Genomic DNA, 26,267 nt, shown 5'->3' with positions numbered 1-26,267 from the left:
ATGAATAAAATTTTACACTGCTTACTCGTATCGTTGTTAGCTCTATTTTTAACTGCGTGCAATATTCAAACAGTTGAGCAATTCGAGCAAATGGAAGATCAGGACCGAAGCGCTGACTCCCTCCCTCCCTCTGAACAACTTGAAGCGGAAGAACAAACTCCCTCAGTAGAAAATGACACTGCTGAGGAAAAGAAGGAAGTGAAGGAGTCTGAGATAGATGACAAGGCCCCACTGGAGGAAATAGATAAAAATTCCCAGCAAAAAGCACAGCAAGAAACGATAGATGGAAAACAACAACCAAAACATGAAGCGGACAAAAAGCAAGAAGACACCAAATTACCAAGTACAATAACTGATTTGTCTACTACTAAACAAGCTGATAATAAACAACAAACAAAAACAATTAACTCATCTACAGATAAGCAAAAAAATGCAGAACCTAAAAAACGCACTGTAAAAATTTCAATCCGTGTTGATACATTACTAAAGCATTGGGAAAAGTTAGACTCTTCCCTACAAAGTGAGAGATATGTGCCCAAGAACGGCATCATTTTAAAGACAACAACATACGAGCTACTATCAGAGAAGGATACTGTTTGGGATGTATTACAGCGCGCAACGAAGGAGCATAAAATTCAAATGGAATATCAAGGAGCAAACGAAAATATTTATAACAGTGTTTATATAGAAGGTATTAATCATTTATATGAATTTAGTGCTGGTGAATTAAGTGGCTGGATGTACAAAGTAAATGGTGTTTATCCAAATTATGGTTGCAATCAATACGTATTAAAAGATGGCGATGTCATTGAATGGAACTACACGGTCGATTTAGGTCGCGACCTAGGACATCATTGGGATGGTAACTAATGAAGACATTTGAAACATTTCACCCTATCGTACTTTTTTCTTTTTTTGTAGCTACTATCGGCTTATCCATGATTTTTATGCATCCAATCTATTTAACTATTACAATTTTCTCAGCAATCAGCTTAAATATAGCTTTACGCAGACAACTTTTCTTTAAGGACTGGAAGTTATATGTACCTTTGTTTTTCTTAATGGCGATTATTAATCCAATGATTAGCCATAATGGTCAACTCGTATTACTTTATGTAAATGGTAACGCCATTACTGTAGAGGCCATTTTGTATGGTATCGCAATCGCCACAATGATTGTAGCGATTATGCTATGGTTCAGCTGCTACAATGTCATGATGACATCTGATAAGTTTATTTATCTGTTTGGAAAAGTATCGCCATCTTTATCATTAACATTGTCGATTTCATTGCGATTAGTTCCGCGCTTTAGACATCAGTTAACGCAAATTGTACAAGCGCAAAAAGTAATTGGCATGGATTTTACAACTGGCTCACTATGGCACCGTATTAAATGTACCGTGCAAATTTTATCAATTTTGATTACATGGGCATTGGATAACGCCATTGATACGGCTGATTCTATGAAAGCTCGTGGTTACGGTGTCAAAAAGCGGACTGCCTTTTCTATTTTTATTTTCGAGCGTCGTGACGGCTTTGTTTTGGCAATGATTATATTGCTTTTTTTTAGCAATTTAGTTGCAAGCTTTATTGGTACAACCACATATTATTTTTATCCAACTTTCGGAGCAGTTAAATGGGATATAGCAAGCATTCTGTTTTATATTAGCTATGTCATTCTACTCTCTATTCCATTAGTATTTGAAATCTGGGGGGCATTAAAATGGCGATCGTTAAAATCGACAATGTAAGCTTTACTTATCCTAATGAAGCAATTCCTATTTTAAAAAATATTAATCTAACTATTCAGCAAGGCGAGTTTATCGTGTTAATAGGCCAATCTGGTTGTGGGAAAAGTACATTGCTTCGCCATTTCAAACGAGAATTGCGCCCACATGGCACGGTGACGGGTAATATTTTCTACAAAGATTGTGACTTGGAGAAGCTAAATGCTGAAGTAGCTGCTACTGACATTGGCTATGTATTTCAAAATCCTGATAATCAAATTGTTACAGATAAAGTATGGCATGAACTTGCTTTTGGACTAGAAAGCCTAGGTCTAGATTCACCAACAATTCGCCGCAGGGTAGCCGAAATGGCCAATTTCTTCGGTATTGAAAAATGGTTTCATCAAAAAACAATCGAGCTTTCTGGCGGACAAAAACAATTATTAAATTTAGCCTCCATTATGGTGATGCAGCCCAAATTGCTACTGTTAGATGAGCCAACATCACAATTAGATCCAATAGCTGCATTGGAGTTTATACAGACATTGCATCGTTTAAATAAAGAATTAGGTATTACGATAATTTTAATTGAGCATCGTCTCGAAGAAGTGTTGCCTCTTGCTGATCGCGTACTTATTATGGATGAAGGCAGTATTTTATTTGATGGACCACCTAAGGAAATTTTAAACTCTTTACCAGCAAATCACGCTATGATTACAGCACTGCCGGCAGCTACAAAGATTTTCCACCTACTAAACGGTATAGGTCCTATTCCTCTTACTATTCGTGAGGGACAACGCTGGCTTAGTAACCAACAATATAACTGTTCTCCCTTACACACACCTCATACAATAACTCAAAATAAATCAGATGTTGTATTAGAGGCAAAGGATGTTGCTTTTCGGTATGAAAAGAAAGGCAGGGATATTGTCAATCATTTTAATTTGCAAGTGAAGGGACAGGAATTTTTAACGATAATAGGTGGAAACGGCACTGGAAAATCAACCGTTCTTGCTATTTTATCTGGGCTACAAAAGCCTTATCATGGAAAAATATTTTTGTTCAGTAAAGCCCTGAAAAGCTACAGTAGTAAACAATTGTACCAACAATTTTTAACTGTATTACCACAGAATCCGAAATCATTATTTGTACAAAAAACAGTACTTCTAGAGTTAAATGACATGGCTCAATTACATAAAGTAACAGAAGCAAAAATTCAAGAAACTGTTCAATTATTCAATTTAACTCATTTATTAAATCGACATCCTTATGATTTAAGTGGTGGTGAGCAGCAAAAATTAGCGCTTGCAAAAATTTTATTAATAGAACCTAAAATACTGCTACTAGATGAGCCGACAAAAGGTCTTGATGCACATTCAAAGGAAGAGCTCGCAGAAATATTAAAAGATTTACAAACTAAAGGGACAACAATCATTATGGTGACACACGATATAGAATTTTCTGCACAATACAGCGATAGATGCGCTCTGTTTTTCGATGGTAGTATCGTATCAGAGGACGAACCACGAGCATTTTATAGTGGAAATAATTTTTATACAACTGCTGCGCATCGAATATCAAGAGATATATTGAGCAATGCGATTACATGTGAGGATGTCGTTACTCTATGCAAAAAAACATTCGATTAATTATTTCATTTATTGTCATTCTAGTTTTCATTCCACTTTCTTTATATACTGGTATTACAATTTTTGCTGATCGAAAATATTATTTTGTATCGATTGTCATTATGATTTTAGCGTGTGTCCCCTTTTTCCTTTCATTTGAGCGTAGAAAGCCACAGCCACGCGAAATTTTAGTCATAGCAGTGATGTCTGCTATTTCAGTGGCAGGTCGTGCTTTATTTGTTGTTACACCTGGCTTTAAACCTGTCGCAGCTATTACAGCGATTACTGGCTTTTCACTTGGAGCAGAAGCAGGCTTTTTAACAGGGGCAATTTCTGCGTTAGTATCCAATATGTTTTTTGGACAAGGTCCTTGGACACCCTTCCAAATGTTTATGTGGGGAATGATTGGTTTTATTGCTGGCTTGTTAGGTAAAACTCGTTTAATGCATAAAAAAATACCACTTATATTATTTGGTATTTTTGCAGGCATATTTTTTTCGTTTGGTATGGATGTTTGGGGAACAATATCAATGTACGGTGTTTTTAGCTGGAAAGCTTACGCACTTGCATTGACTTCTGCAGTCCCTTTTATGATAATCTACTGTATTTCTAATGTAATTTTTTTACTATTGTTAGCTAAACCGATTAGTGAAAAACTAGACCGAATAAAAAATAAATATGGGATTTTACAGTAATGCTTTGTAGAAAAAGTTTTTTATTTTTAACCAACTTACTTTAAATCCTTAGTAAGACCAAAACGTTTATATAATGACCTAACAACAAAAGAGCATGTTTTCATGCTCTTTTGATTTATACTTCACTATTTCATCTTGTTAATATTTCATTTTATTTCTTTCCCGTGGATGCGATGGCAAAATTGCATTGTAAAGTTCTTGAGAAACGGGATGTTGACATGTTTGTCCTTTCTGGATTTCCTCCATAAGCTGACCGTGTTGCATAACTAGTATTCGATCAGACATAAAATGTGTCGCCTGTAAATCATGGGAAATGAAAATATATGCTAGCTTTCTTTCTTTTTGTAGTGTTTGAAGTAACTGTAATATATGTTTCTGAAGTATCATGTCTAGACTACTAATTGCCTCATCCAATACGATTAACTTAGGATTTAAGGCAAGCGCTCTAGCAATGTTGATACGCTGCTGTTGTCCTCCACTAAGCTGTGCAGGATATTGTTGGGCAATGGTGTTCGCTAATTCCACACAGTCTAGTAATTCCATCACTTTATGTTTTCTTTCTATTTTGCTGTAATGTTCGAAATTAAGTAATGGTTCCTCTAATATTTCAAAAATCGTTTGCTTCGGATTAAATGAATCGTAGCTATTTTGAAAGACAGCCTGCAAATCTCTCCGTACCATTTTTTTATCCTTGCTTGTTGCTTCGTAAAGATTGACACCTTGAAATAAAACCTCACCATTTGTTGGTCGCTCAACACCTAAAATAATGCGACCTAATGTACTTTTCCCTGAACCACTTTGCCCAACTATGCCTAAACACTCGCCCTCTCGAAGTGAAAATGACACCTTTTGTATTATAGGTGCTTCCTGCTTTCTTCTAAACATAAACTGTCTTTGAGAATAGTACTTCTCAATATTCTTCACTTCTAGTAGTGTCATATTTTTCACCTCTAAAAAGTAATTCTTGATTGTAAAAGTTTTTTTGTATAAGGATGCTGAGGGGCATCAAAAAAATCAAAGACATTTGCCTGCTCAATAATTTCTCCCTTATACATTACGGCAACATCGTCAGCCAGTTCAGCAATCACACCTAAATCATGAGTCACAAGAATAATAGCAGCCCCCGTTTCTGAGCAAATACGATCAAATAATGTTAACACTTGTTTTTGATTGACTGTGTCTAGAGCTGTCGTTGGCTCATCTGCAATATATAGGGTGGATTGTATCGCCAATGACAAAGCAATCATCACTCGCTGTAACATGCCACCACTTAATTGAAATGGATAATAGTGCAATAGCTCATCTGCGTTGGGTAAATTGACCTTATACATGGTATCAATTGCAATCTGTCTCATTTCTTTTTTAGTCATCACAAAGTGAGCTTTTAATGTTTCTAGGAAATGCTTTTCAATTGTTTGAATACTATCGAAGGCAGTGGCTGGATTTTGCATAATCATAGACAAATGCCTTCCACGATAAGCTCTTAATGTAGAAGCTGTCATAGCCAGTAAATCTTTTTGTCTATATAGAACTTGACCTTGTGTAATCTGCGCCAAAGATGGGAGTGTTTGCATCATGGCATGGCAAAGCATTGTTTTTCCACTACCACTTTCCCCGATAATTCCTAAGACACGCCCTTTATAGGCAGTCATATTAATAGAGGACAATACATTTTTTTCGCCGATTTTCACCGTTAAATCTTTCACTTCTAACACTTTCTCTTTGTCCATAACTTCCCCTTTACTCAAATTTCTTCAGACTACTTGCTAAACGATTAAACAATAGAACAACCAGAACAATGGCAAGTCCCGGATAAAGCATTAATTCAGGATGTTGGCGAATGTACTGCTTCCCTTCGTTCACCATCATTCCCCATTCAGGGATGGGGGCCTGCACGCCAAGTCCGATAAATGAAAAGCCGGCAATTTCCAAAATGACTTTCCCTACATCCAGTGCAACCATTGTTACGATGATAGGTAGCACATTGGGGACATAATGACGTACGATTAAACCGACTCCTGTAGTTCCACTAATTCTAGCTGCTTGAATAAATTCTTTTTCATTCATCCCTATAAATAAGCTTCTTATCATTCTTGAATAATAAATAAGCTGCGTAAAAATAAGTGCAATTAACACATTTTTCAAACTTGGACCTAATAAACCTAAAAGCCCAAATGCTAGTACAAGTGTAGGAAAAGCTAATAAAATATCACATATCCGAATGAATAGGAAATCTATCATACCTCTTTTTAAAGCAACAAATGCTCCTAGAAAGATAGCTAGTATAATCGCTATCATTTGAATTAAAAGAGCTGATCCTAAAGAATAGCGAATACCTAAAAGTATTCGAGAAAAGACACATCTTCCTAAATGATCTGTTCCTAATGGATATTGCCAAGTAGGAGCTAAAAATCGCCTTGTAATATCGACTGCAAAAGGGTCATGGGGCATTAATAATGGTGCAAAAATCCCCAACAAACCAATGATTACAAGTATTGTTAAACTAAACGATTTTTTATAATTTACATGACTTAGTTTCTTTACTAGACTCACTTCAATCTCTCCTGCCCTTCATCATCAGGTGAGGATCCAATACCCGATGTAATACATCGGCGCATAAATTAGAAAGTACATAGATGACGGCAATAATTAGAACATAGCATTGAACAACCGGGTAATCCCGATTAATAATCGATTCAATTAAAAACCTACCGAGTCCTGGCCAACTAAAGACTTGCTCCACAATTACCGCACCACCGAGTAAATTACCAAGTGTCAAGCCCAGCATCGTAGTCAACGTTATCGCAGCATTTCTCATTACATGTTGCATGAGTATGACAGAATTTTTTAATCCTCTTAACTGAGCGTATTGAACATAATGCTTATGTAATTCTTCAATAATCGTTGCACGAATTAACTGAACAAATAATCCAATTGTCGGTAAGGCTAGTGTTAGCGCAGGTAAAACAAGATGAGCAAGTGTCCCCTTCCCATTAGTCGGGAAAATACCAAATTTTAAGCTAAATAGATACAGTAATAAAAAACCTAACCAAAATGTTGGAATTGATACACTCAAGATAGAAAACAATCTAATTATTTTATCGATTATGGCACACTTATACAGTGCGCTTATCATACCTAATGGGATACTAAAAACAAGAATGAGCACAAATGCAGCAACAGCCAATTCGATAGTTGCTGGTAATTTAGCGAATAGCTCATGTGCCACTGGTAATTTACTAACAAAAGAAGTACCAAAATCAAACTGCAAAACTCCTATTAACCAAAGCAGATATTGAATAAGTAAAGGTTTGTCTGTCCCAAGTTCCTCACGTAATGCCTGGATTGCCTCTTCCGTTGGCGTAACTTTAGCCAATCTTAAAATAACCTCCGCAGGCTCTATTGGAACGAAGCGAATAAATACAAACGTCAATATAGATACCCCTAATAATACAAACGGTAACGTTAAAATTCTTTTTAAACAAAACATCCATGTCGATTCGTACATGCTGTCACCTCCTACCCAATCCTATGATAAAGAGAGAGCTGTCTTTGTAAGACACTCTCTCTTCTACTTGTATTACTCTGTATCCATTTGTGCATATGGAATATCATATTCAGATGCACGAGGCACAAAATCCTTCATATATGGTTGATAAATCACGTTATTTGTTTCATAAGATATCGGATAGAATAGTGCTTGATCATGGAACATAGTTAAAATATCCGTATAGAGCTGCACTCGTTCCTCTTCATCTGTTCCAATTAATAATTGGTGAATTTTAGTATCAATTTCTTTGGTGTTTGGTAAACCTAATTTTGCTTCATAAACACCACTAGCATTTGGTGTAGCTGATTCATTAGCAAAGCCATGTGGATCTGTTGGTGGTCCGTTTGTACGCCAAAAATTAATATCCACCTGATTATCCATTAATTTTTGAAGGCCAACCATTACATCTGCACCTTCTAGATTCAACTGTACCCCTATTTTTGCTAGTTCACCTTGCATCAACTCAGCCATTGGTTTTTGAATCGCATCTGTTGCGATATAGATTAAATCTAATGATAATGGTTGTCCGTTTTTCGAACGAATTTTATCGCCCTTTTGTAATGTCCACCCAGCTTCATCAAGTAGCTGTTGCGCTTTTTCTGGATTATACAAGATTGGTTCTAAATCAATATTGGCAAAAGGAATTGCATCCCAAAATAGTGTATCGGCCACTTTTTCTGTACCATGTGTAATACTATCAACCATTTGCTCCTTATTGATAGCATATTGAATGGCTTGACGTACCTTTAATTCTGCTAACGGTCCTGACTGCGTATTGAATAATAACGCTTTTGTAGACAATGGTTCAGAGGTAGCTGTTTTATATTTGTCACTATCTTTTAAATACGAATAGTTATCTAAACTAATGATGCCACGACCATAAATTAAATCTAACTCTTCGTTTTCAAATGCCAACGAAATTGATTCAGAATCAGGGATGATTTTTACTTTAATTTGTTCTAAGAGAGGTTTTTTCCCCCAATAGTTTTCGTTGCGACTAAATAAAGCATATTCATCTTTTTTGTAATCTGTTAATACCCATGGACCTGTCCCAACTGGTGCTTTGATGGAATCTTGCGTCGCATCTCCTTCAGGGAATCCGTTATCCCCTAAAAAACGGAATGGACGTACAAAGGCCAGTTCGTTTAATACTGGATAATAAGGTTCATCTAATTGCAAACGAATTGTATAATCATCTTCTTTTACAACCTCAACAATATGGTTGACCATGCCCATCCAAAAATGTATTTCCCGATTTGCTAATATGGCATCGAAGTTACGAATGACATTATCCGCATTAAAAGCAGTTCCGTCTGAATACTTAACGTCTTTTCTTAAATGGAAAATGTAAGAAGTCTTATCCTTTGAAATGTCCCAACTTTCTGCTAGCTTAGGCGTAATAGTCCCATCATCGTTATACTCAACCAAAGATTCGTAGACCATTGCTTGTGCAGTCATTTGATTAGGTAAATATGTATGAGGGTTTAATGGACCGACATCTAAAGGCCATCCAATCGTTATCATTTTTTCGTCATTTGTTTGTGTTGTTGTTTTTCCCTTTTCTGTATCAGTGTTTGTACAACCTGCAAGAACACTGAAAGTCAAAAAAAGTACAAACGGAAGTAAATACTTTGTCAATCTCATTTTCTGTCTCCTATCTCCTATCTTGGTTCAAAAGCATCTACTACTAGATAAAAGAAAGCATAAAAAAACCTTATTCAAAAAGAATAAGGATAGATAAGCCTACAAAAAGTAAGTCTCCATCCATCTCCCTATCTTTCGTAGATCATCAATGAATCTTCTTACAAGCAGGCATTCTGGCTCATGAATCATTATTTTGTTTCACCTTCACGAGTAATAACTCTGTGTCAATGGAAACAAAACTCCTCATTTACAGTTGCGGGACAGCATGGGATTTACACCCATTTTCCTTTTAATTGAATGAAATTTCATTTCACTCAAACTTGTAATAATTGCTATGAAATTAGTATTAAACATAACATGCACGAAAGTTTACGTCAATTTTATTTTCAGAATATAATAAAATAAGAAAAATCTTCATTATTTTATAAACTTGCTGAGTGTATTCATTTAACTAAAAAAGACCATTGTTCCAAAAGAGAATAAGGCTGACGTTTTATTAAATATTTACTCCAAATATAAAATTTTAAAAATCTTAGCGTAGCCTTCCAGTCTCATTTGATAAATTGATAAACCTCTCTTTAAGTACTAACTTCCCCAGGATTTTACAAAACAGAAAATAGATTTATAAAACTGATTGTATTAATATTTTTTGCACTTTTAACTAGATAATCAACATAGTAATTAACACTATCAAGCATACGATTACAAGCATATCTCATACGAATGATACATATAGTGATGTTAGTATTTCATTCAAACAGAATTCTATAATTAGACTGAGATGGATTTATAAGATATGCGAATATTATCTATAAAGATAGGATGATGACCATTATTGAAAAATCGGTTCTAGCTATGGTTATTTTACGTGTATTGTCTGGAAGTATTGAAGTAAGTGCTGGTTTGTTGATGCTAAAGTTGAACAATTTAGAAAAAGCATTCTATATTAATACAATGCTTGCATTGGTTGGTCCAACAGTTTTAATCGTAACAACAGCAATTGCATTATTTGGACTAGCTGATAAAATACCTGTGGCGAGAATTATTTGCTTATTTACTGGAATTACACTTATCATTGTTAGCTCACATATAAAGTAATAGGGACATTTCGTTCTAAATCCTTGTTATGTATTAGCCATCCTGAACAATATCTTTACTGTTCAATAATTTGCTGTAGCGTGTGACGACGCTACTTTTTTTATGTAAAAGTCACCTCTACCTAACAAATTGAGATTGTGTGTATCGCACGCAATTATTCGTTTGTGGCGTTGGTGCTTAAAATCGTCCACACACTGTTGTTAAAAAGAACACTAACTAAACACCTCCGCGTTAATTGATATATACAATACTCGTTAGTCAACGCGAAAGGTGTTTTATTTGTTAGGTCAGTTTTAGTTCTACAAAAGTTTGTTTAGGAAATATATTCTGGTTTTAAGTTAACATGTGGCCGCCTTCTACATGAAGAACCGTTCCAGTCACGAAACTATTTTGTAGCAAATATAGTACGCTTTGTGCAACATCATCAGCTCGCCCTATTCGTTTCACAGGGAGTTTATTTTCAACTGTATTATAGAAGTGATTACGTGCTTCTTCTGGCATTTTGCTACGGGATGGTGTATCAATTATACCTGGTGAAACGATGTTTACTCGGATAGGAGCAAGTTCTAATGCCAAAGTCTGACCTAAATTGGAAATAGCCGCATTAACTGCACCTAGTATTGCTGAGCCCACCATAGCCTTGTAGGCTACAACGCCAGAAAATAAAATAATAGAACCGTTTGGTGAAATGTTAGAAGCACCGTATTTGGCTGCATAATATTGTCCCCAAAATTTGTTTTCAAACAGTTTTCGTGCTTGTGCTGTATCCGTTTGGAGGAATGCCCCGCTGGATGTTTCTGCCGCGCTTATCACCAGATGATCGACATGACCAATCTTTTCAAAGAAAGATTGTACTTGCTGTTCTTGTGTTGTATCTAGAATATAAGTTGTTGCCCTAACTCCTAATTGCTCTTTTGCCTTCTGCAATTTCTCTTCGGAGCGACTGGCAATGATTACTTCTGCCCCTTGCGCTACTAGCTGTTTAGCTGATGCCAAACCAATCCCAGAGCTTCCACCGATAATTACAACTTTTTTATCTTTTAACATATTTCTCTCCCCTTATTCGTTTACATAAGTTTAAAAATTCAATATCTCTTGCAGGTGTAAATCAAGTTCGGATACAAACTTTTCAATCTTTGGATTTTTGACTACGTCATAACAAGAGAAACTCTTTAATGGTTTCATTCCGATAAATTTCTGTATAAGATGTAAATGCATTATTGCATCTTCTAGGGTATTCCCTTCAAAAAATTCACTTGGATTGTTAAATGCTTTTTCAGGGGCATTCCAGGTAAGCGAAAACATATATTTCTTTTCAGTCAACAATCCACCTTTCCCATACTCATCAGCACCCCTAAAAAATAAACCATAGGCATATACCTCATCCATATACGTCTTCAATAAGCCGGGGACACTGAACCAATAAATAGGTGTTTGATAAATGACAATATCAGCCCATATAAATTTTTGTTGTTCTTCTTCGATTTTATATCCGTTTTGAATAATTGTTGTTTTTACATTGTTCTTTTTTTCTAAAAAACTAACCATTTTGTTCATCAATGTTTGGTTCAAATTCCCCTCAGCTGAACTGTATTTCTGATGACCGTTAATAATAAGTATATTTTTCATCTTTTTCTGGCTCCTTCAATTCTGTTATCTCTTAAAACAAACCTAGTGTCTTGCCAATGTTCTACTAACCGTTTGCTACAGCGGGAAAATTCCCTTAGTGTTGTACAAATAGTAATAGCAACGGTAGCTTATTTCATTGATTTCTGACAATAATTTTGAGCACCTCCTCAATTAAGGATGAAATTAACAAATACAAAGATATTATAAATATAGTAACTTCCTTTAGGGAAGTAGTGATATTTAATTCATTAAGTTTCTGAAAGTATACTATTGTGCTATGATGAGGTAAATTGCTCAAAAATTTTGAGGGAGGATGTTTCAAATGAGTGTGATTGAGCCAGTAGTGTTGACCAAAGGAGTACCTGGTGAGGCTTGCCCCATTGCGAAAACACTCGATGTAATTGGAACTAAATGGACATTTTTAATAATTCGCGATTTACTTATAGAAGGAACAATGCGGTTCAGTGACCTATTAAAATCTATGGATGGAATTAGTCCGAAAACACTTTCCCTCCGTCTTAAAACACTAGAAAATCATGGGATTTTGATTAAAAAGGTTTTCCCAGAAGTTCCCCCTCGTGTGGAATATACGTTAACAGACAAAGGAAAACAGTTGGAAGGTGTTTTCATTGAATTAAAGCGATTTGGATTAAATTTATAAATAGTTTAAACAAGTCATGCTTTACATTTTGGTATGTTAATATATTGTAAAAAAGGGGCTGGGACATAACTAAAAAAATTTAAGAAACAGACGAAAGCTGTTCATAATTTTTTGCTATATGGAGACCTTAGCTATTCTTGCTTTTGCAATTAAAAAAATTAGAAGTGTTCACTAGTTGTTGGTAGCGAAGGCGGTGACTCCAGTGGGAACAGCACATAATGTTAGACGCAACAGACCGCGCGTTAGCGAGGGTTGCGGCTTACGGTGTGCCCGCGGAAAGCACCGCCGTAGCGGTCAACAACGGCATAGCAAAAAAGTGTTAGATTGACTGCCATCAATCTAACACTTTTTCTCTTATGTCCCAGCCCCTTTTAATGCACTATATGATGCTCCACAATCCGCTTGGACCCATTTCCATACTTTCGATAACTAGAAAGTTGTGACAAAAGTAATTATATTAAGGTAGGGTAGATTACTACACATTGCTTTTACGGATTTTCCCATAAAAATTACACTGTAAAACATATCGAGATTCAACCACACATACAGTTGCCCATCTCGATAGCTCTCACAGCGCACAAGCATCATTTATGTAAAATTCAGCAAGGATGCTTGTAATGGTCGTTCTGTTCCGTTATTTGCAAAGCTCCATTTGTGATAGCCAATGTGCTATTACTTTTACGGCTCAAATCCTGCTTGACTTAGATAAACATCACTTTCTGGAAAGATTTTAATCAATCGATTATAGACATTATTTATTACATGTGGTCCGTACCAATCTTCTAAACCAAGTTGGGCATATTTCTCCTCCATGCCAAGTTTTCTTGTGCGATTTCCTCCACTGCCATCTCCTAAAAAGTAGTCATCCAAACATATTCGATCGACGAATGGTTTCAATTTCTCAGGAAAATATTCCCCACTTGGTAAAATGGGGGCTATAGCCACTTGGGTCGGGATTTTGTTGGCTGCTAATGTTTCTAATGTTTTAAAACGCGCCTGAATTGGTGGTGCATCTGGCGTAAAATGTTTACGTATTGTTTCGGAATCTGTCTCAATCGTTACACTTACTCGAACTTTCTCTTTAAATTGCTGTAGCAAATCAATATCACGGCTTACAAGAGGGCTTCTAGTTTGCACTAAAAGGAAGTCTGGGGGATCTGCGACCATCACTTCTAGTAAGGACCTTGTCACTTTTTCCTTATGCTCGATTGGCTGATAAGGATCTGTACTTGATGACATAAAAATGGTCACATTTCCTTTAGCTTTGGCGCGCTGAAGCTCCTTTTTTAATAAATTTGCAGCTCCGTTTTTTATATCGACCCAATTGCCCCATTCACCATCTCGAAAAAGTGCCACAGGCATTGCTCGTACATAACAATAGGAGCACCCAAATGAACAGCCTGTATAAGGATTTAGTGAATGCGTATATCCAGCAAGAAAACCAGTTCCTTTATTCAGAATCGTTTTTGGATTTTTATAGAATAATTCACTTTTCATCACCGTCCCCCTCCATTCATAATCACTCGTAGCTAGTTGAAGTTCCCTTTTCTAACTCTAGGAGCTGTGTTTTCATTTCTAATCCTCCTCGATAGCCTGTTAATGAGCCATTCTTGCCAATTACCCGATGGCACGGTACAGTAATTAATACTGGATTGGCTCCAATCGCTGTGCCAACCGCGCGCACAGCTGCTGGTTTATTAATAGCATTGGCAATTTCTGAATAGGATTTCGTCTGTCCATAAGGAATGTCACAAAGTGCATTCCACACTGCTATCTGAAATGGTGTTCCTACATAATCAAATGGCAGAGTAAATGTTTTTCGCTTTCCTTGTAGGTATTGAATCAATTCAACCATATAGGGTTCTAGCTTTTTATTATCTTCAATTAGTGGACTTCCTGGAAAGCGCTTCTTGGCCCATTCGATTAACTCCTCGAATGCGCTGTTCTGTGAACTTACATATACTAACCCTTTAGAAGTGGAAGCAATATAAAAATGCCAATCTTCAAATGTTAGTAAAGCCCAATAGAGCGTTGTTTTATTGTTTGTTACCACTATCTTTTCCTCCAGTTAGATGCATTTGTCGAAATTGTGCTGGTGTCAATCCAGTTTTCTTTTTAAATAACGTAATAAAATAAGGCGTATTCATCATTCCTACACAGATGGCGATATCTCCGATGGCTTTATTTGTTTGCATTAATAATTGTTTAGCCTCATGTACGCGAACTCGTTGTATATACTCAACCGGTGTTATACCCTTAATTTTTTTAAATGTGCGATGCATATGATAGGGACTCCCATGGCAAATTGTAGCTAACGATTCTAGGGTTAATTTTTCTGTGTAATTTTTATCAATGTAGGCAGTAATTAGCTCGACCCATTCGCTATCAGGTAATTTTTCATTAGTTGGCTTGCAACGTTTACAAGGCCGGAAATTTGCGCGTAGAGCTTGTTCTGCGTTTTGAAAAATACAGACATTTTCTTTTTTCGGGACGCGCGATTTACAAGATGGTTTACAGAAGATCCCTGTTGATTTGACAGCATAGAAAAATTGATGATTATACGTTGGATCATTATTTATTATTGCTTGCCACTTTTCATCTGTTATCTGTTCCATATCATTTGAAGTTTTATCATGACACTCGTGATTGAACCTATCTAGCATTACGCTCACCTCTCTTTACACTATACTCCTTAGAAATTCCCAATGTACAATGCTTGAAGTTGAATAGCAAGATATTGAAGTAGTTTTTATGTCGCATCATGAAAAATGATTCCAAGACCAAAACGTTCCCCTAAAGTAACTGTACTTACTCCGTGACGAACCTTATTTTTGTAATACCCTTTTTGACCAAGAACAACTCTATAGTTCGTAGGGAAAATGAGCGCACTACCTTGAGCTAAAGTAATAACATGTCCTCTACTTTGAGCACGCGGAATTTGTTCCACTAATAGCGATTCTCCACCGCAAAAGTCTTTTTCACGTTGATTTAAGACAAAGACTACTTGAAATGGGAAAAATATATCGCCGTATAAATCTTGATGCAAACAATTAAAGCCCCCTGTTTCATACTTTAATAGTAAAGGTGTTGGTCTTGTTTGCTCATTTTCTTTACAGATGGTCAAAAAATCTTGAAGGTTGTTGGGAAACTGTGCTGTTTTTCGTAAATACCCCAACCAACGATTCGCTGTTTTTGACAATTCTACATAGAAGACCTCTCTTAAACTTTGGACGATATCAGGTAGTGGATAGGAAAAGTATTTGTACTCCCCATGGCCAAAGCGATAGCGTTTCATATTGATTGTTGTTCTGTACGGCTCTTTCTCAAGATACAACGCTTTTAGAAATTCACATTCCGCCTTTGTTAAAATCACTGGAAGCTTTGTAAACCCTTGTGCATCTAATTCATTTTGAATGGTGTCCCAATCTAAGTTTTCCACTCTTGTTTTAATATCTTGAACCATTGTTACACCCTCCTATTCGCATTCTTGATAACTAACACTATAACCGCATCAGTAGAAAAACATAAGGTGTTTAGAATGTAATAGCAAGATAACAAAATTCGTCTCGATTATGATATGGTAAAGTAAATTTTAATCGTGTATGTTTCCTAATAATAAGTTTGTAGAGGAGAATGCAAAAGTGAGATGGCATGAAAATAATGATGAGATGGTCATTCCATTACCTAACCATTTCGATATGAATGCAAATCTAAACTATCTATTACGAGAAAAAAATGAATGTCTGTATGAAGTTGAGAACAATGTTATTACAAAGGTTATTGCGATAGGAGAAATGCGCTCCCTAGTGCAGATTAGCGTAAGCCAACATAACCAAATGATTGTTCAATTCCTAAATGATTCTAGACCGAATGATAAGCGGATACGACAACAAATTGTACACTATATTTATGAATGGTTTGACCTTGAGAACGATTTAACGCCATTTTACGACATGGCAACTACAGACCCATTACTTGAAATGCCCGCCCGAAAATTTTATGGATTGCGTGTAGTCGGCATTCCTCATTTATTTGAAGCTTTATGCTGGGGCGTTATAGGGCAACAAATTAATTTAGCCTTTGCTTACTCCTTAAAGAAACAATTTGTAGAAAGCTTTGGCGATTTTATCGAATGGAGAGGTAAAAAATATTGGGTGTTCCCAACGTACGAGCGCATTGCACAGTTAACACCATCCGACCTAGCAGATATCAAAATGACGGCAAAAAAAAGTGAATATATCATTGGTATTGCCAAATTGATGGAAAATGGTACATTATCGAAGGAAAAATTACTGGCAATGAACTTTAAAGATGCCGAAAAAAGCTTAATTCAAATACGCGGCATCGGTCCATGGACAGCCAATTACGTGCTGATGCGCTGCCTGAGATTCCAAACAGCTTTTCCAATTGATGATGTCGGTCTGATTAATTCGATAAAAGTATTACGTAATATGACGCAAAAGCCTACAAAAGATGAAATTTTAGCACTATCAGTCAACTGGAAAAATTGGGAATCATACGCTACCTTTTATTTATGGCGTGTTCTATACTGATAACGTTCTGATTATAGTTAAATGTCTTTGTCATATGTAAGTAGGAGGCATCGTTGTTATTACTGGTTTCAGACTGAAGTCAAGGTAGATTGTCTTCAATTTTTTTCTGTAATAAATAGCTGGAATCTGTGTGTTCATCCCACTTTATTAGACACCTATGTCGCTAGCTCTAGATGTCTAAGGAGGATATGTTCGAAGCTATAGTTTAGTATACAAGGAATATTTAGTGACAATGCTTGCGCTGTACGGAGTTACCTTCCTTAAGCAATTTTAAATGACTTTCCTTTAATTTTACGGATGAAAGATGGGATGACCGATTGAATAATAAGTGGAATAAGATTGTCTACAAAGTGGGCTCTTCTTTCTATGATAGATTTTTTAATACTGGTGTTTTTTTGAAGACGAGAAAAAAGATTTTTCAACAAGTCCCTTTTCAAAGCAAGCAGAAAATCTTATTTGTTGGGATCGGTACTGGAGCTGATTTAGAATACATTGACTTTATGAATTATGATATTACAGCCATTGATTATTCGCCTGATATGTTAGCTATCGCTAAAAGTAAATTCGAGCACTCTGCTATCCAATTTATCGAAATGGATGCGCAAACAATGACTTTTGAAGATGAATCATTTGACTATATTGTGGCGAGTTTAATTCTTTCTGTCGTGCCTGATGAACATAAATGCTTTGAAGAAATGATTCGCGTTTTAAAGCTGAATGGAAAAATACTAATTTTTGATAAATTTGCTGCTAAACATCAACGAATAACTGTAACCCAAAAGCTGTTAAGGCCCTTTATAAGCCTATTAGGTACTGATATTGGTCGAAGTTTTGAAGAAATGTTTAGTCAACAAAAACAAAGGCTTAAAATTATAAAGGATGACCCTGTTATGTTAAAAGGAATGTATAGATATATTGAAGTTATGAAAATTAAGTAACTATGACAGAAGCAAATTTCTAATTCAATTAACTTAGAAACGCCTTTGTGCATAAAAAATATGAATCTAGATGAAAGTCAGTTGCTTCTTTTCACTAAAAAACACATGTATTTGTAAAGATAAAAGAAAGGCACCTCCTTTGTAGCGGAAGTGCCTAGTTTAGTTATTTATAAATTAATAGATAACAAGCTATTCTTTCGTAAAGTCAATTACCATACGTCCTGTTATTTTACCTTGTTCCATCTCTTCCATAATCTCGTTAATTTCTTCGATTTTTCGCAATGTTACTTTCGGCACTACCTTACCTTCTGCAGCAAATTGGAATGCTTCTTGTAAGTCTTGGCGTGTACCTACTAATGTACCAATCACTTGGATGCCATCCAGTACTAAACGAGGGATATCTAAATCCATTTTATCTACAGGTAAACCAACTGCTACTACTCGTGCGCCTGCTTTTACCACATCAATCGCTTGATTGAACGGCGTTTTAGCTACAGCTGTAACCACAGTTGCATCTAAGCCTTTCCCATTCGTCAGTTCTTTCGCTTTAGCAATTGGGTCTTCATTTAATAAATTGACAATAGCATCTGCCCCTACCTCTTTAGCAAATGCTAGCTTCTCATCATTAATATCGAACGCCACAACGTTTGCACCATAAACATGTTTAGCATACTGCACAGCTAAGTTGCCGAGACCACCAATACCAAATATCCCAATCCATTGTCCTGGACGGATATTTGACACTTTCACAGCCTTGTAAGTTGTCACACCTGCACAAGTGACAGAAGAAGCGGCGGCTGGATCTAAATTAGCTGGAACCTTAACTGCATAATCAGCTGATACAATCACTTGCTCGGCCATAGCACCATCTACTGTATACCCTGCATTTTTAACATCGCGACAAAGTGTTTCACGACCTGTCGTACAATATTCACAGTGTCCGCAACTCTCATACATCCAAGCAATAGATACTCGGTCACCAACTTTTAGTGACGTAACCCCTTCTGCAACTTCAATCACTTTACCAATACCCTCATGACCTAATACAATCCCTGTAACATCACCGAAATCTGCATTTTTGACATGTAGATCCGTATGACAAACACCACAAAATTCTGTTTGTACTAATGCTTCACCATGTTTTAATGGTCTTAGTTGCTTCTCCTCTACACTTACTTTTTTGTCTTTCGTTACAACTGCTGCTATCATAATTAACATGCCTCCTTAAATGTAAGAAATCATTTTAATTAACAAGCGTGCATGCACTAAAGTGTGAATTCGCTTTCATTTTATAAAGGATTTTAATTGAATTCAATTATTTTAGGACGATTCATAAAAAATGAGTCTACCCTCATAGAAAAATACTATTATTTTAAATAAATAGAATATTTTTAAAATTAAATAAATCGAAAGCTGTAGGATGATTTTAAAAAAACCTCGCCCAAAAGCCTTTTAGTAGTAATCAGCCTACAGAAAATGAAAAAAGAGCTGCATTATGCAACTCTTTCAACTTTACAACCTTACACCAAGTTACGTAATGGGGCTTCTTCATCGGCTGATGGTCCATAAAAGCCTGGCACCGCAATATCAAGAAGGCGTAAGTATACGCCCAGTTGTGCACGGTGGTGAACCATATGACTAATTCCAAAAGTACGTAACGCAAGTGCTCGCGGCTCTTGGCGAATAATATGCTGGCCATGGCGAAGTGTCCATTCATCGCCGAGCGCTTTGTCGTCACATTCGGCAAGCAACTTATCGAGTTTGGAGACGTTGGCGTCAAATTCTTCTAGAATGTCAGATTGTTTTTCTATTGCTTCTCGTCGAAGTGGTACTGTTGAAAGATCCAACTCCGTGTGCTGAATAATTGTGATTTGCCAGTTTAGCAGATTGATTAGATGTGTGGCTAGTCCACCGAGGGTCATTGATTTATCATGTGGTCGCCATGACATATGCTCCTCGGGTAAGCGTTCCAATATGCGACGTGTAGAAGCTAGTTCTTGCGTTACGTCGCCGATGATTAATTGTTTACTCATATCTGTTGCCCCTCTCTTTTAGCTATAAATAAATAATTTCAATAAAAAAAGCGTTAATCCTGCTTCGATTAACGTCTCTGTAAATTTTAATAGCTGCTTGACAATCAGAATCTTTATTTTTCCCTCAACTTGATAGATTATCGATCATGATTTTCATAATAGGCTTCATCTGCATATTGTTTATCTGTTCCTTTCAGATAAGCTAAAATTAATTTCGGACGTTTAAGTAACACCCAGTCTCCGTGTTTATCAAACTTTCGGCTGGAAGTTATCATACCATTTTGGATTGTTCCGTATTTTTTTCCTTTCTTTTTTCCCCACACTTTTAAGCGTTTGGCAAAATCAGCATCTTCCGCCATAAGCATGGCTTCATTAAATCCGTTAATGGACTTAAAATCCTCTTTGTAGCACCAAAAAATCCCCACGGATATGGCGCCATATTTAAAAAGTAAAGGTCCTATTAATAACATAGTTGAAACGAAAATCCCTAAAGACATTCTTTCAAATTTCCCTGTAACTCCTCCGCCAATATACTTTCCCGAGCTCAAGTTTTGTACTACCTTTGTAAGCATATGCTCATTCATCTGTGTATCTGCATCTATCGTTACGATGATTTCGCCCCTAGCTCTTTCAACGCCTGTGTTTCTAATTTTAGAAAGGTTTTTATCGTCATTGTTTACTGTAATACAATTATAAGATTTTGCAATTTCTTCCGTTTTGTCTGTACAGCGATTTAGCACAACAATGATTTCAACTTGATTTTGAAGTAATTTTGACGCTTTTGAAATGGATTCTAAACATTTTCCAATGTACTTTTCTTCATTATGGGCGGGTATAATAATAGAAATGATTACATCCTCTTGATGCGTATTTGTCGAAGTGTCCATCCAATCTCCCTCACCATTATATTTAATCTATTCATATTAGCTATTACTTAAATATATTCAAATGAAAATGTGAAAATGCCTAACTGACTTATGGTGCTTTAGTTCTTCTTTCATACAATCAAAATAAAACTAGCCTGCAATGTTACGGGGCTAGTTTTATTTTAATCTATTTTACAAATATATGATATATTTTCTATTTATTGTATTAATCCTTTAGGCTTAATTGGACAAAAATTGACCATATATTTATTTAGTTTCTTTGCCATTTAAAGGTTAGTATGGCTACTATCAATGCGATACAGGCAATTGTGCCACCGATTATCGCATTTATTTCAGCAGTATATGCGTCAATGGTTATGCCCCCTATCGTGGAGCCTAATGCCATACCAATATGGGCACTAGAATTATTTAAACTTTGATGGATATCTGATGTAGTCGATGCAGAAGAAACAATATAACTTTGAATCGCAGGTTGTAGTGACCAACTTAGTAAACTCCATAATAATATTGCTCCAACGAACAGCACGACGGAAAATTTTAAGAACGGTATCGCAACAATCGTTAGTGTAAATAAGGATAGTACGGAGAAAATTGTTCGTTTTGCACTAATACGATCAGTAAAATATCCACCTAATAAACTTCCGCATATGGAGAATATACCAATGATTAAATACATTAGGCTAAGAGACTTCTCTGACAAATGTAGCGTTGACTGAAGAAATGGTGTTAAGTATGCATACAAAGTCAAATGCCCTGTAAAAAATATGATGGAAATCGAATGAATAAGTAAAATCTTTCGTTCCTTTAACGCCTTTACTTGTGCTTTTAAAGGTAAATTCTTCTTTGGCTCGATTTTCCCCAATGCAAAAAATACAATTAACATAAGCAATAATGTCAAAATAGCAATAAATAGAAATGGGGCCCGCCAACCTAATTCGCTACCTAACCATAAACTAAACGGAACACCAAACACCAGGGAAGCACTAACCCCCATTAATACAAGGCCGATTGCTCTTGCTGTATATGCATCATCGCTTATTTGAGAAGCGATGGTGATACATAATGAAACAAGAAGCGACGCACACATAGCTGATAATATTCTAGCAGCCAAAAGAACAGTATACATATCACTCAACACAATGATCATATTCGAGACAAAGAAAATAAACAAAACAATGAGAAATAATCTTTTGCGCTCCATCTTTGAGGTTAAAGATAATAAAATAGGGCCTGATATGGCAAAACTTAATGAAAACATGGAGATTAACATTCCTACTTTGCCATACGAAATCTTTAAATCTTCCGCAATCAGTGGAAGCAACCCTCCAATTACTAATTCAACTAGACCAACTATAAAGGCAATCGTCGATAATAGGTAAATTCTTTTATCCATCATTTCACTCCTCTAAAAAAATACAAAAAGCAGCGCCTCCAGTTTAGGAGGCGCTGCATTAAAACATTTTCTTTGTCAATTCGCTAACATGACATCCAAAGTCATGTCGCCTTATTCAATTAAAAATTTCTTAAACAAAAATACCATTTTGCATTATTGGTTGTCAATTATATTTATGCCATTATTTTTCGTCAACATGGGATTCCGAAGACGGTTCCAGCAACTTGCGCAATAGGAAGTAATACTAGTGCAAAAGACTGCTAGCTTTCGCTAACAGTAAATTTTTAACAACACGTATTGGATGGTTGACCAAGTTGAGCACTACATACACCTGTTTCAGGTAACGCTAATTCCACACGTTTTGAAGCTTCTGTATCACCACATAAGTATGCCGTTATGGAACGGACTTGTTCATAACCTGTTGCCATTAAAAATGTTGGTGCGCGACCATAGCTTTTAGCACCGACAATATAGAAGTCTTTTTCTGGTTGTCTCAGTATTTCTTCTCCATGCGCTCTTACTGTTCCACAACTATGCTCATTCGGGTCAATTAAAGGCGCCAATGCTTGCACACTTTCTGTTGCTGCATCAATGGAAAGGCGTAGTTCGCTGTTAATCGTAAAATCAGGTCGATTACCTGCGTTAACAATTAGCTCTTCAAATCCTGTTAATACTTTTGTTTCCCCGTTAATAGTACCAATAATTTGGATGTTCTCATCTTGACGCAACTGTGAGATATAGAAAGGTGTAACGACCTCAACCTTACCTGTCTCAACTAATTCGTGAATACGTATTCCCAGTGCGCCTCGTGCAGCTAATGCATCTTTTTCCTCACCACCATAGGCTTCTTCTACAGATTTTTTCCGCATTATCCATACTAATTTTGTTGCAGGATTATCTTCTTGTAGTGCCGCAAGTGTCAATAAGGTATTAATCGCTGAATGGCCACCACCAATAACAGCAATCTTCTTATTTGCATATCTCTTAGCATTTGAATTTATATCAGGAATACCATACTCAATGTGATTTGTTAGGGCCTTTTCATTTTGTAACCACACACCTGTAGTATTCGCCGGATTTGGATTTCCCCATGTACCTGTCGCATCAATAACAGCTCTTGCCGCAATGATATGAATGTCATTCTCTCGTTCAACATAAATAGTAAAGGGTTGTTCTAGTCGATTTTTCGTCTTCATCTTATCATTAAATTGTCGTGAAATACCCACTACTTTTGCATTTAATTGAATGTTAGGCTTTATTTGTACTAACTCAGCCAAAGGTTTTAAATAGAGATCAATTAATTCATTTCCTGTTGGTAACGTATCTAAATTAGGTTCTACCCAATCGGAGGTTTCTAATAATGCTTTAGCAGCTTTATTGATGTTATAACGCCATGGAGAAAATAACGTCACATGCCCCCAACTACGCATATTGTGTGCTATTTCATGCCCTGCCTCTAGTACAATAAAGGCTTGTTTTTGTGCCACTAAATGAGCAGCAGCAGCTAAACCAATTGGACCTGCGCCAATTATTACGACGGGTAAATTTTTATTGGCATTGGGATTAATCTGTTGAATTTCAATGCTCTTTGCAGGGGTGCAACAAGATGTATTTTGTTTCATTACATTTAGCGTGTTCATCTTACTTCTCCTTTTTAGTCATTTACATAAGTAATTACTTATGTAAAAGATATTTTTTACGTCTAGCAGTTAGCTAGACGTAATATAGTTATGCTTTGTAACATAAGCAAACTTTTGTAGCCTCTATTCCTGTCGGCTTTTAATTAGCAAGAGGTCGGAGAATATCCTTCCAATACTAAACCAAGTTCACCATTCTCTTCTTCGGCATGGATTGTTACATCTGTTAATTGTGGTGCAATATCAGGATGGATTGCGACTTGGATACCTTCGATTGTTTGAATAGTATCTTCTGCTGCTGGTGCTTCTAAGCCTACACCTAAATTAACCCCACAGCAGCCTGCAATACCAAAGAAACGAAGTGTTTTAACCTCCGAATCAGCTATTACCTGTTCTAAATAATGTTTGCCTTCTGGACTCATTTTCATTTGATTTTCTCTCCTTTTAGTTCATGTAAGCCTTTTGTTCCGACTGGTGGTGTTTTTACCCATGGAATGGCTACGAATTGATTGTTGCTGATGGATTGTACTGCATTCAGCCATTTTGTTTCTGCTTGTTGTTTTTGAATTAATATGGCACTTGTTGTGTGGATTGAAGAAAAGGTTTGATTGACAACCCACCAATCAACAGATAATCCAGCACGCTGTAAATCTTCCTGTAAGCGTGTCGCTTCATAAACAGGTGTTGCTTCAGGAAGTGTTACAATGGCAACACTGGTATAAGAAGCATCACGCAACCTTGGTAACAGGTTAGAAACAGCCGGGGGAATATCCCCTTGTGAACGGCTTATTTCGCGATGATAAGCTTCTGTTGCATCTAGTAAAAGTAACGTATGCCCTGTTGGTGCTGTATCAATAACAATGACCTCATCTTGATGATTTTCTACCACATTTGCAAATGCACGAAATACTGCAATTTCCTCGGTACAGGGAGAAGCTAAATCTTCCTTCACAAACGCTAAACCTTCTTCGTTCATTGTTTCACTTGCCTTTGCCAGCACTTCAGCTTCATAATTTGCAACTTCTTCTTTCGGATCTATTCGACTTATCGTTAAATTTTTGACTTGTTCGTTTCCAAATGTCCAATTTAAATGCGCAGCAGGGTCTGTTGTAGTTAAATGTACAGGAATACCTTCTTCGGCTAAGCGTAAGGCAATATAAGAAGCAATCGTAGTTTTACCAACCCCACCTTTACCCATTGTAAAAATCAATTTTGGTTTACGTTCTAAATAATCAGCAATCATTTCCTCGACTTCTGGAATCTTAATTTCTTCGGTTGATGCATGTGTATGTGAAATTTCCTGATTGGTCATCCATGCTTGCAAACGTTCCATACTTGATAATGAGTAAGGTACAAACGGTAAGTAGAAATGTTCAAATCGATTTAGTTCTTTTGGAATTCTGGCTAATGCATCCGATTGACGTGCAATGAATGCTTCTTCTGTACAATCAGTAGAATTGACATTACGCATATAGCCATTAATTAATAACGTCTGATTTTGAATACCAATTTCATACAACTCGTTAGAAGCACGAGCGGCTTCTTTTAAAGGGTTTTCTTCAGGGCGTGTCACTATCATTAACGTTGTTTGATTCGCATCTTTTAAACGATGAACAGCCTCTTTATAGACTTCACGTTGTGGTTCTAACCCTTTTAAAGGACCTAAACATGAAGTGCCAGTCGTATTTTCATCTAGAAATGTAGACCATGCAGAAGGTAGTTGTAATAAGCGTAATGTATGACCTGTTGGTGCTGTATCAAACACGACAGTGTCAAAATTTCCAATCACTGAAGTATCAGTCAATAGTGTTGCGAATTCATTAAAAGCAGCAATTTCAACTGTACAAGCCCCCGAAAGTTGCTCCTCCATATTTTGAATGACCACATCAGGTAGTTTTCCACGGTACGGACCAACCATTCGTTCTTTGTAATGTTGTGCTGCTTGTTCAGGGTCTAAATTTATCGCAAATAGATTGTCTATGCCTTCAATTTTTGTTGGACTATTCGAAAGCGTTTGACCAAAAATATCTTGTAAGTTAGATGCGGGATCTGTACTAATTAAAAGTACCTTTTTTCCTTTATTTGCAATGGCTATTGATAATGCACAAGCAACAGACGTTTTTCCAACGCCTCCCTTCCCCGTAAAAAACAAAAATGGGGTGTCAGGGAAATGACTTCTTGTAAAGCGTTCCAT

General features: G+C 36.4%; 26 protein-coding genes and 1 riboswitch. Of the genes, 8 read left to right on the top strand and 18 right to left on the bottom strand.

What is annotated here, in order from left to right:
- The 4 genes from FC748_RS06755 to FC748_RS06740 are packed head-to-tail and all read left to right on the top strand — an operon-like array spanning position 1 to position 4,050.
- Complete coding sequence (locus tag FC748_RS06755) at positions 1 to 870, top strand: DUF4430 domain-containing protein (RefSeq protein WP_025219484.1); 870 nt, start codon at positions 1 to 3, stop codon at positions 868 to 870.
- Complete coding sequence (locus tag FC748_RS06750) at positions 870 to 1,751, top strand: energy-coupling factor transporter transmembrane component T (protein ID WP_024361747.1); 882 nt, start codon at positions 870 to 872, stop codon at positions 1,749 to 1,751. Before FC748_RS06755 ends, FC748_RS06750 begins: the two co-directional genes overlap by 1 nt.
- Positions 1,724 to 3,376: an ABC transporter ATP-binding protein gene (locus FC748_RS06745; RefSeq protein ID WP_025219485.1), complete on the top strand. Its 1,653-nt coding sequence runs from the start codon at positions 1,724 to 1,726 to the stop codon at positions 3,374 to 3,376. Before FC748_RS06750 ends, FC748_RS06745 begins: the two co-directional genes overlap by 28 nt.
- Positions 3,355 to 4,050 (top strand): ECF transporter S component, encoded by a 696-nt coding sequence (locus FC748_RS06740; RefSeq protein WP_025219486.1) that lies wholly within the window; start codon positions 3,355 to 3,357, stop codon positions 4,048 to 4,050. Before FC748_RS06745 ends, FC748_RS06740 begins: the two co-directional genes overlap by 22 nt.
- 138 nt (positions 4,051 to 4,188) lie before the next feature.
- On the opposite strand, the gene FC748_RS06735 is transcribed toward FC748_RS06740, so the two are convergent.
- The 5 genes from FC748_RS06735 to nikA form a co-directional block, all read right to left on the bottom strand.
- On the bottom strand, positions 4,189 to 4,989 hold the full coding sequence (locus FC748_RS06735; RefSeq protein ID WP_238600175.1) for an ABC transporter ATP-binding protein: 801 nt from the start codon (positions 4,987 to 4,989) through the stop codon (positions 4,189 to 4,191).
- A gap of 11 nt (positions 4,990 to 5,000) precedes the next feature.
- Positions 5,001 to 5,780, bottom strand: coding sequence for an ABC transporter ATP-binding protein (locus FC748_RS06730; protein ID WP_024361743.1), 780 nt, complete (start codon positions 5,778 to 5,780; stop codon positions 5,001 to 5,003).
- A gap of 10 nt (positions 5,781 to 5,790) precedes the next feature.
- A complete protein-coding gene (locus tag FC748_RS06725) occupies positions 5,791 to 6,603 on the bottom strand; it encodes an ABC transporter permease subunit (protein ID WP_025219488.1) in 813 nt (270 codons plus the stop codon).
- 1 nt (position 6,604) lies between these two features.
- Complete coding sequence (nikB, locus tag FC748_RS06720; RefSeq protein ID WP_024361741.1) at positions 6,605 to 7,558, bottom strand: nickel ABC transporter permease; 954 nt, start codon at positions 7,556 to 7,558, stop codon at positions 6,605 to 6,607.
- Positions 7,559 to 7,630: 72 nt separating this feature from the next.
- Positions 7,631 to 9,244: a nickel ABC transporter substrate-binding protein gene (gene nikA, locus FC748_RS06715; protein WP_108030361.1), complete on the bottom strand. Its 1,614-nt coding sequence runs from the start codon at positions 9,242 to 9,244 to the stop codon at positions 7,631 to 7,633.
- A gap of 146 nt (positions 9,245 to 9,390) precedes the next feature.
- A riboswitch (cobalamin riboswitch) is annotated at positions 9,391 to 9,583 on the bottom strand.
- A gap of 483 nt (positions 9,584 to 10,066) precedes the next feature.
- Here nikA and FC748_RS06710 point away from each other — a divergent pair.
- A complete protein-coding gene (locus tag FC748_RS06710; RefSeq protein ID WP_024361739.1) occupies positions 10,067 to 10,342 on the top strand; it encodes a YqhV family protein in 276 nt (91 codons plus the stop codon).
- A gap of 333 nt (positions 10,343 to 10,675) precedes the next feature.
- On the opposite strand, the gene FC748_RS06705 is transcribed toward FC748_RS06710, so the two are convergent.
- Together FC748_RS06705 and FC748_RS06700 are read right to left on the bottom strand one after the other, a co-directional pair.
- Entirely contained in the window at positions 10,676 to 11,389 is a 714-nt protein-coding gene (locus FC748_RS06705; protein ID WP_024361738.1) for an SDR family oxidoreductase, read from the bottom strand.
- Between the two features lie 30 nt (positions 11,390 to 11,419).
- On the bottom strand, positions 11,420 to 11,971 hold the full coding sequence (locus tag FC748_RS06700) for an NAD(P)H-dependent oxidoreductase (protein ID WP_108030360.1): 552 nt from the start codon (positions 11,969 to 11,971) through the stop codon (positions 11,420 to 11,422).
- A gap of 322 nt (positions 11,972 to 12,293) precedes the next feature.
- Between FC748_RS06700 and FC748_RS06695 the strand changes: the two genes are divergently transcribed.
- Positions 12,294 to 12,632 (top strand): winged helix-turn-helix transcriptional regulator, encoded by a 339-nt coding sequence (locus FC748_RS06695; RefSeq protein WP_108030359.1) that lies wholly within the window; start codon positions 12,294 to 12,296, stop codon positions 12,630 to 12,632.
- Positions 12,633 to 13,310: 678 nt separating this feature from the next.
- On the opposite strand, the gene FC748_RS06690 is transcribed toward FC748_RS06695, so the two are convergent.
- The 4 genes from FC748_RS06690 to FC748_RS06675 all read right to left on the bottom strand — a co-directional run bounded on the left by FC748_RS06690 (position 13,311) and on the right by FC748_RS06675 (position 16,095).
- Positions 13,311 to 14,129 carry an SPL family radical SAM protein gene (locus FC748_RS06690; RefSeq protein ID WP_108030358.1) on the bottom strand — a complete coding sequence of 273 codons (819 nt, stop codon included), beginning with the start codon at positions 14,127 to 14,129 and terminating at the stop codon, positions 13,311 to 13,313.
- A 22-nt stretch (positions 14,130 to 14,151) separates the two neighbouring features.
- Positions 14,152 to 14,685, bottom strand: coding sequence for a methylated-DNA--[protein]-cysteine S-methyltransferase (locus FC748_RS06685; protein WP_024361735.1), 534 nt, complete (start codon positions 14,683 to 14,685; stop codon positions 14,152 to 14,154).
- Positions 14,669 to 15,295 carry a bifunctional transcriptional activator/DNA repair enzyme AdaA gene (locus FC748_RS06680; protein ID WP_108030357.1) on the bottom strand — a complete coding sequence of 209 codons (627 nt, stop codon included), beginning with the start codon at positions 15,293 to 15,295 and terminating at the stop codon, positions 14,669 to 14,671. Before FC748_RS06680 ends, FC748_RS06685 begins: the two co-directional genes overlap by 17 nt.
- 86 nt (positions 15,296 to 15,381) lie before the next feature.
- Complete coding sequence (locus tag FC748_RS06675; RefSeq protein ID WP_108030356.1) at positions 15,382 to 16,095, bottom strand: 2OG-Fe(II) oxygenase; 714 nt, start codon at positions 16,093 to 16,095, stop codon at positions 15,382 to 15,384.
- Between the two features lie 178 nt (positions 16,096 to 16,273).
- On the opposite strand from FC748_RS06675, the gene FC748_RS06670 reads away from it, so the two are divergent.
- Both FC748_RS06670 and FC748_RS06665 read left to right on the top strand, forming a co-directional pair.
- Positions 16,274 to 17,185, top strand: a complete 912-nt coding sequence (locus FC748_RS06670; protein WP_108030355.1) for a DNA-3-methyladenine glycosylase family protein — start codon at positions 16,274 to 16,276, stop codon at positions 17,183 to 17,185.
- A 317-nt stretch (positions 17,186 to 17,502) separates the two neighbouring features.
- Positions 17,503 to 18,123 (top strand): class I SAM-dependent methyltransferase, encoded by a 621-nt coding sequence (locus FC748_RS06665; protein ID WP_108030354.1) that lies wholly within the window; start codon positions 17,503 to 17,505, stop codon positions 18,121 to 18,123.
- 189 nt (positions 18,124 to 18,312) lie between these two features.
- Here FC748_RS06665 and adhP read toward each other — a convergent pair whose 3' ends face one another.
- The 7 genes from adhP to arsA form a co-directional block, all read right to left on the bottom strand.
- Complete coding sequence (gene adhP / locus FC748_RS06660; RefSeq protein ID WP_108030353.1) at positions 18,313 to 19,332, bottom strand: alcohol dehydrogenase AdhP; 1,020 nt, start codon at positions 19,330 to 19,332, stop codon at positions 18,313 to 18,315.
- Positions 19,333 to 19,643: 311 nt separating this feature from the next.
- Entirely contained in the window at positions 19,644 to 20,156 is a 513-nt protein-coding gene (locus FC748_RS06655) for a DinB family protein (protein WP_025219498.1), read from the bottom strand.
- Between the two features lie 137 nt (positions 20,157 to 20,293).
- A complete protein-coding gene (locus FC748_RS06650; RefSeq protein WP_024361725.1) occupies positions 20,294 to 21,043 on the bottom strand; it encodes a glycosyltransferase in 750 nt (249 codons plus the stop codon).
- A 250-nt stretch (positions 21,044 to 21,293) separates the two neighbouring features.
- Entirely contained in the window at positions 21,294 to 22,436 is a 1,143-nt protein-coding gene (locus FC748_RS06645; RefSeq protein WP_108030352.1) for an MFS transporter, read from the bottom strand.
- A gap of 284 nt (positions 22,437 to 22,720) precedes the next feature.
- Complete coding sequence (locus FC748_RS06640) at positions 22,721 to 24,076, bottom strand: NAD(P)-binding domain-containing protein (protein ID WP_108030351.1); 1,356 nt, start codon at positions 24,074 to 24,076, stop codon at positions 22,721 to 22,723.
- Positions 24,077 to 24,219: 143 nt separating this feature from the next.
- Positions 24,220 to 24,501 carry a Fe-S cluster assembly protein HesB gene (locus FC748_RS06635; RefSeq protein ID WP_024361723.1) on the bottom strand — a complete coding sequence of 94 codons (282 nt, stop codon included), beginning with the start codon at positions 24,499 to 24,501 and terminating at the stop codon, positions 24,220 to 24,222.
- Positions 24,498 to 26,267: an arsenical pump-driving ATPase gene (arsA, locus tag FC748_RS06630; protein WP_108030350.1), complete on the bottom strand. Its 1,770-nt coding sequence runs from the start codon at positions 26,265 to 26,267 to the stop codon at positions 24,498 to 24,500. Before arsA ends, FC748_RS06635 begins: the two co-directional genes overlap by 4 nt.

It is taken from the genome of Lysinibacillus sphaericus, from assembly GCF_005217585.1.
In the GTDB taxonomy this organism is placed as follows: Bacteria; Bacillota; Bacilli; order Bacillales_A; family Planococcaceae; genus Lysinibacillus; species Lysinibacillus sphaericus.
This window is presented reverse-complemented; position numbering and strand designations above follow the sequence as displayed.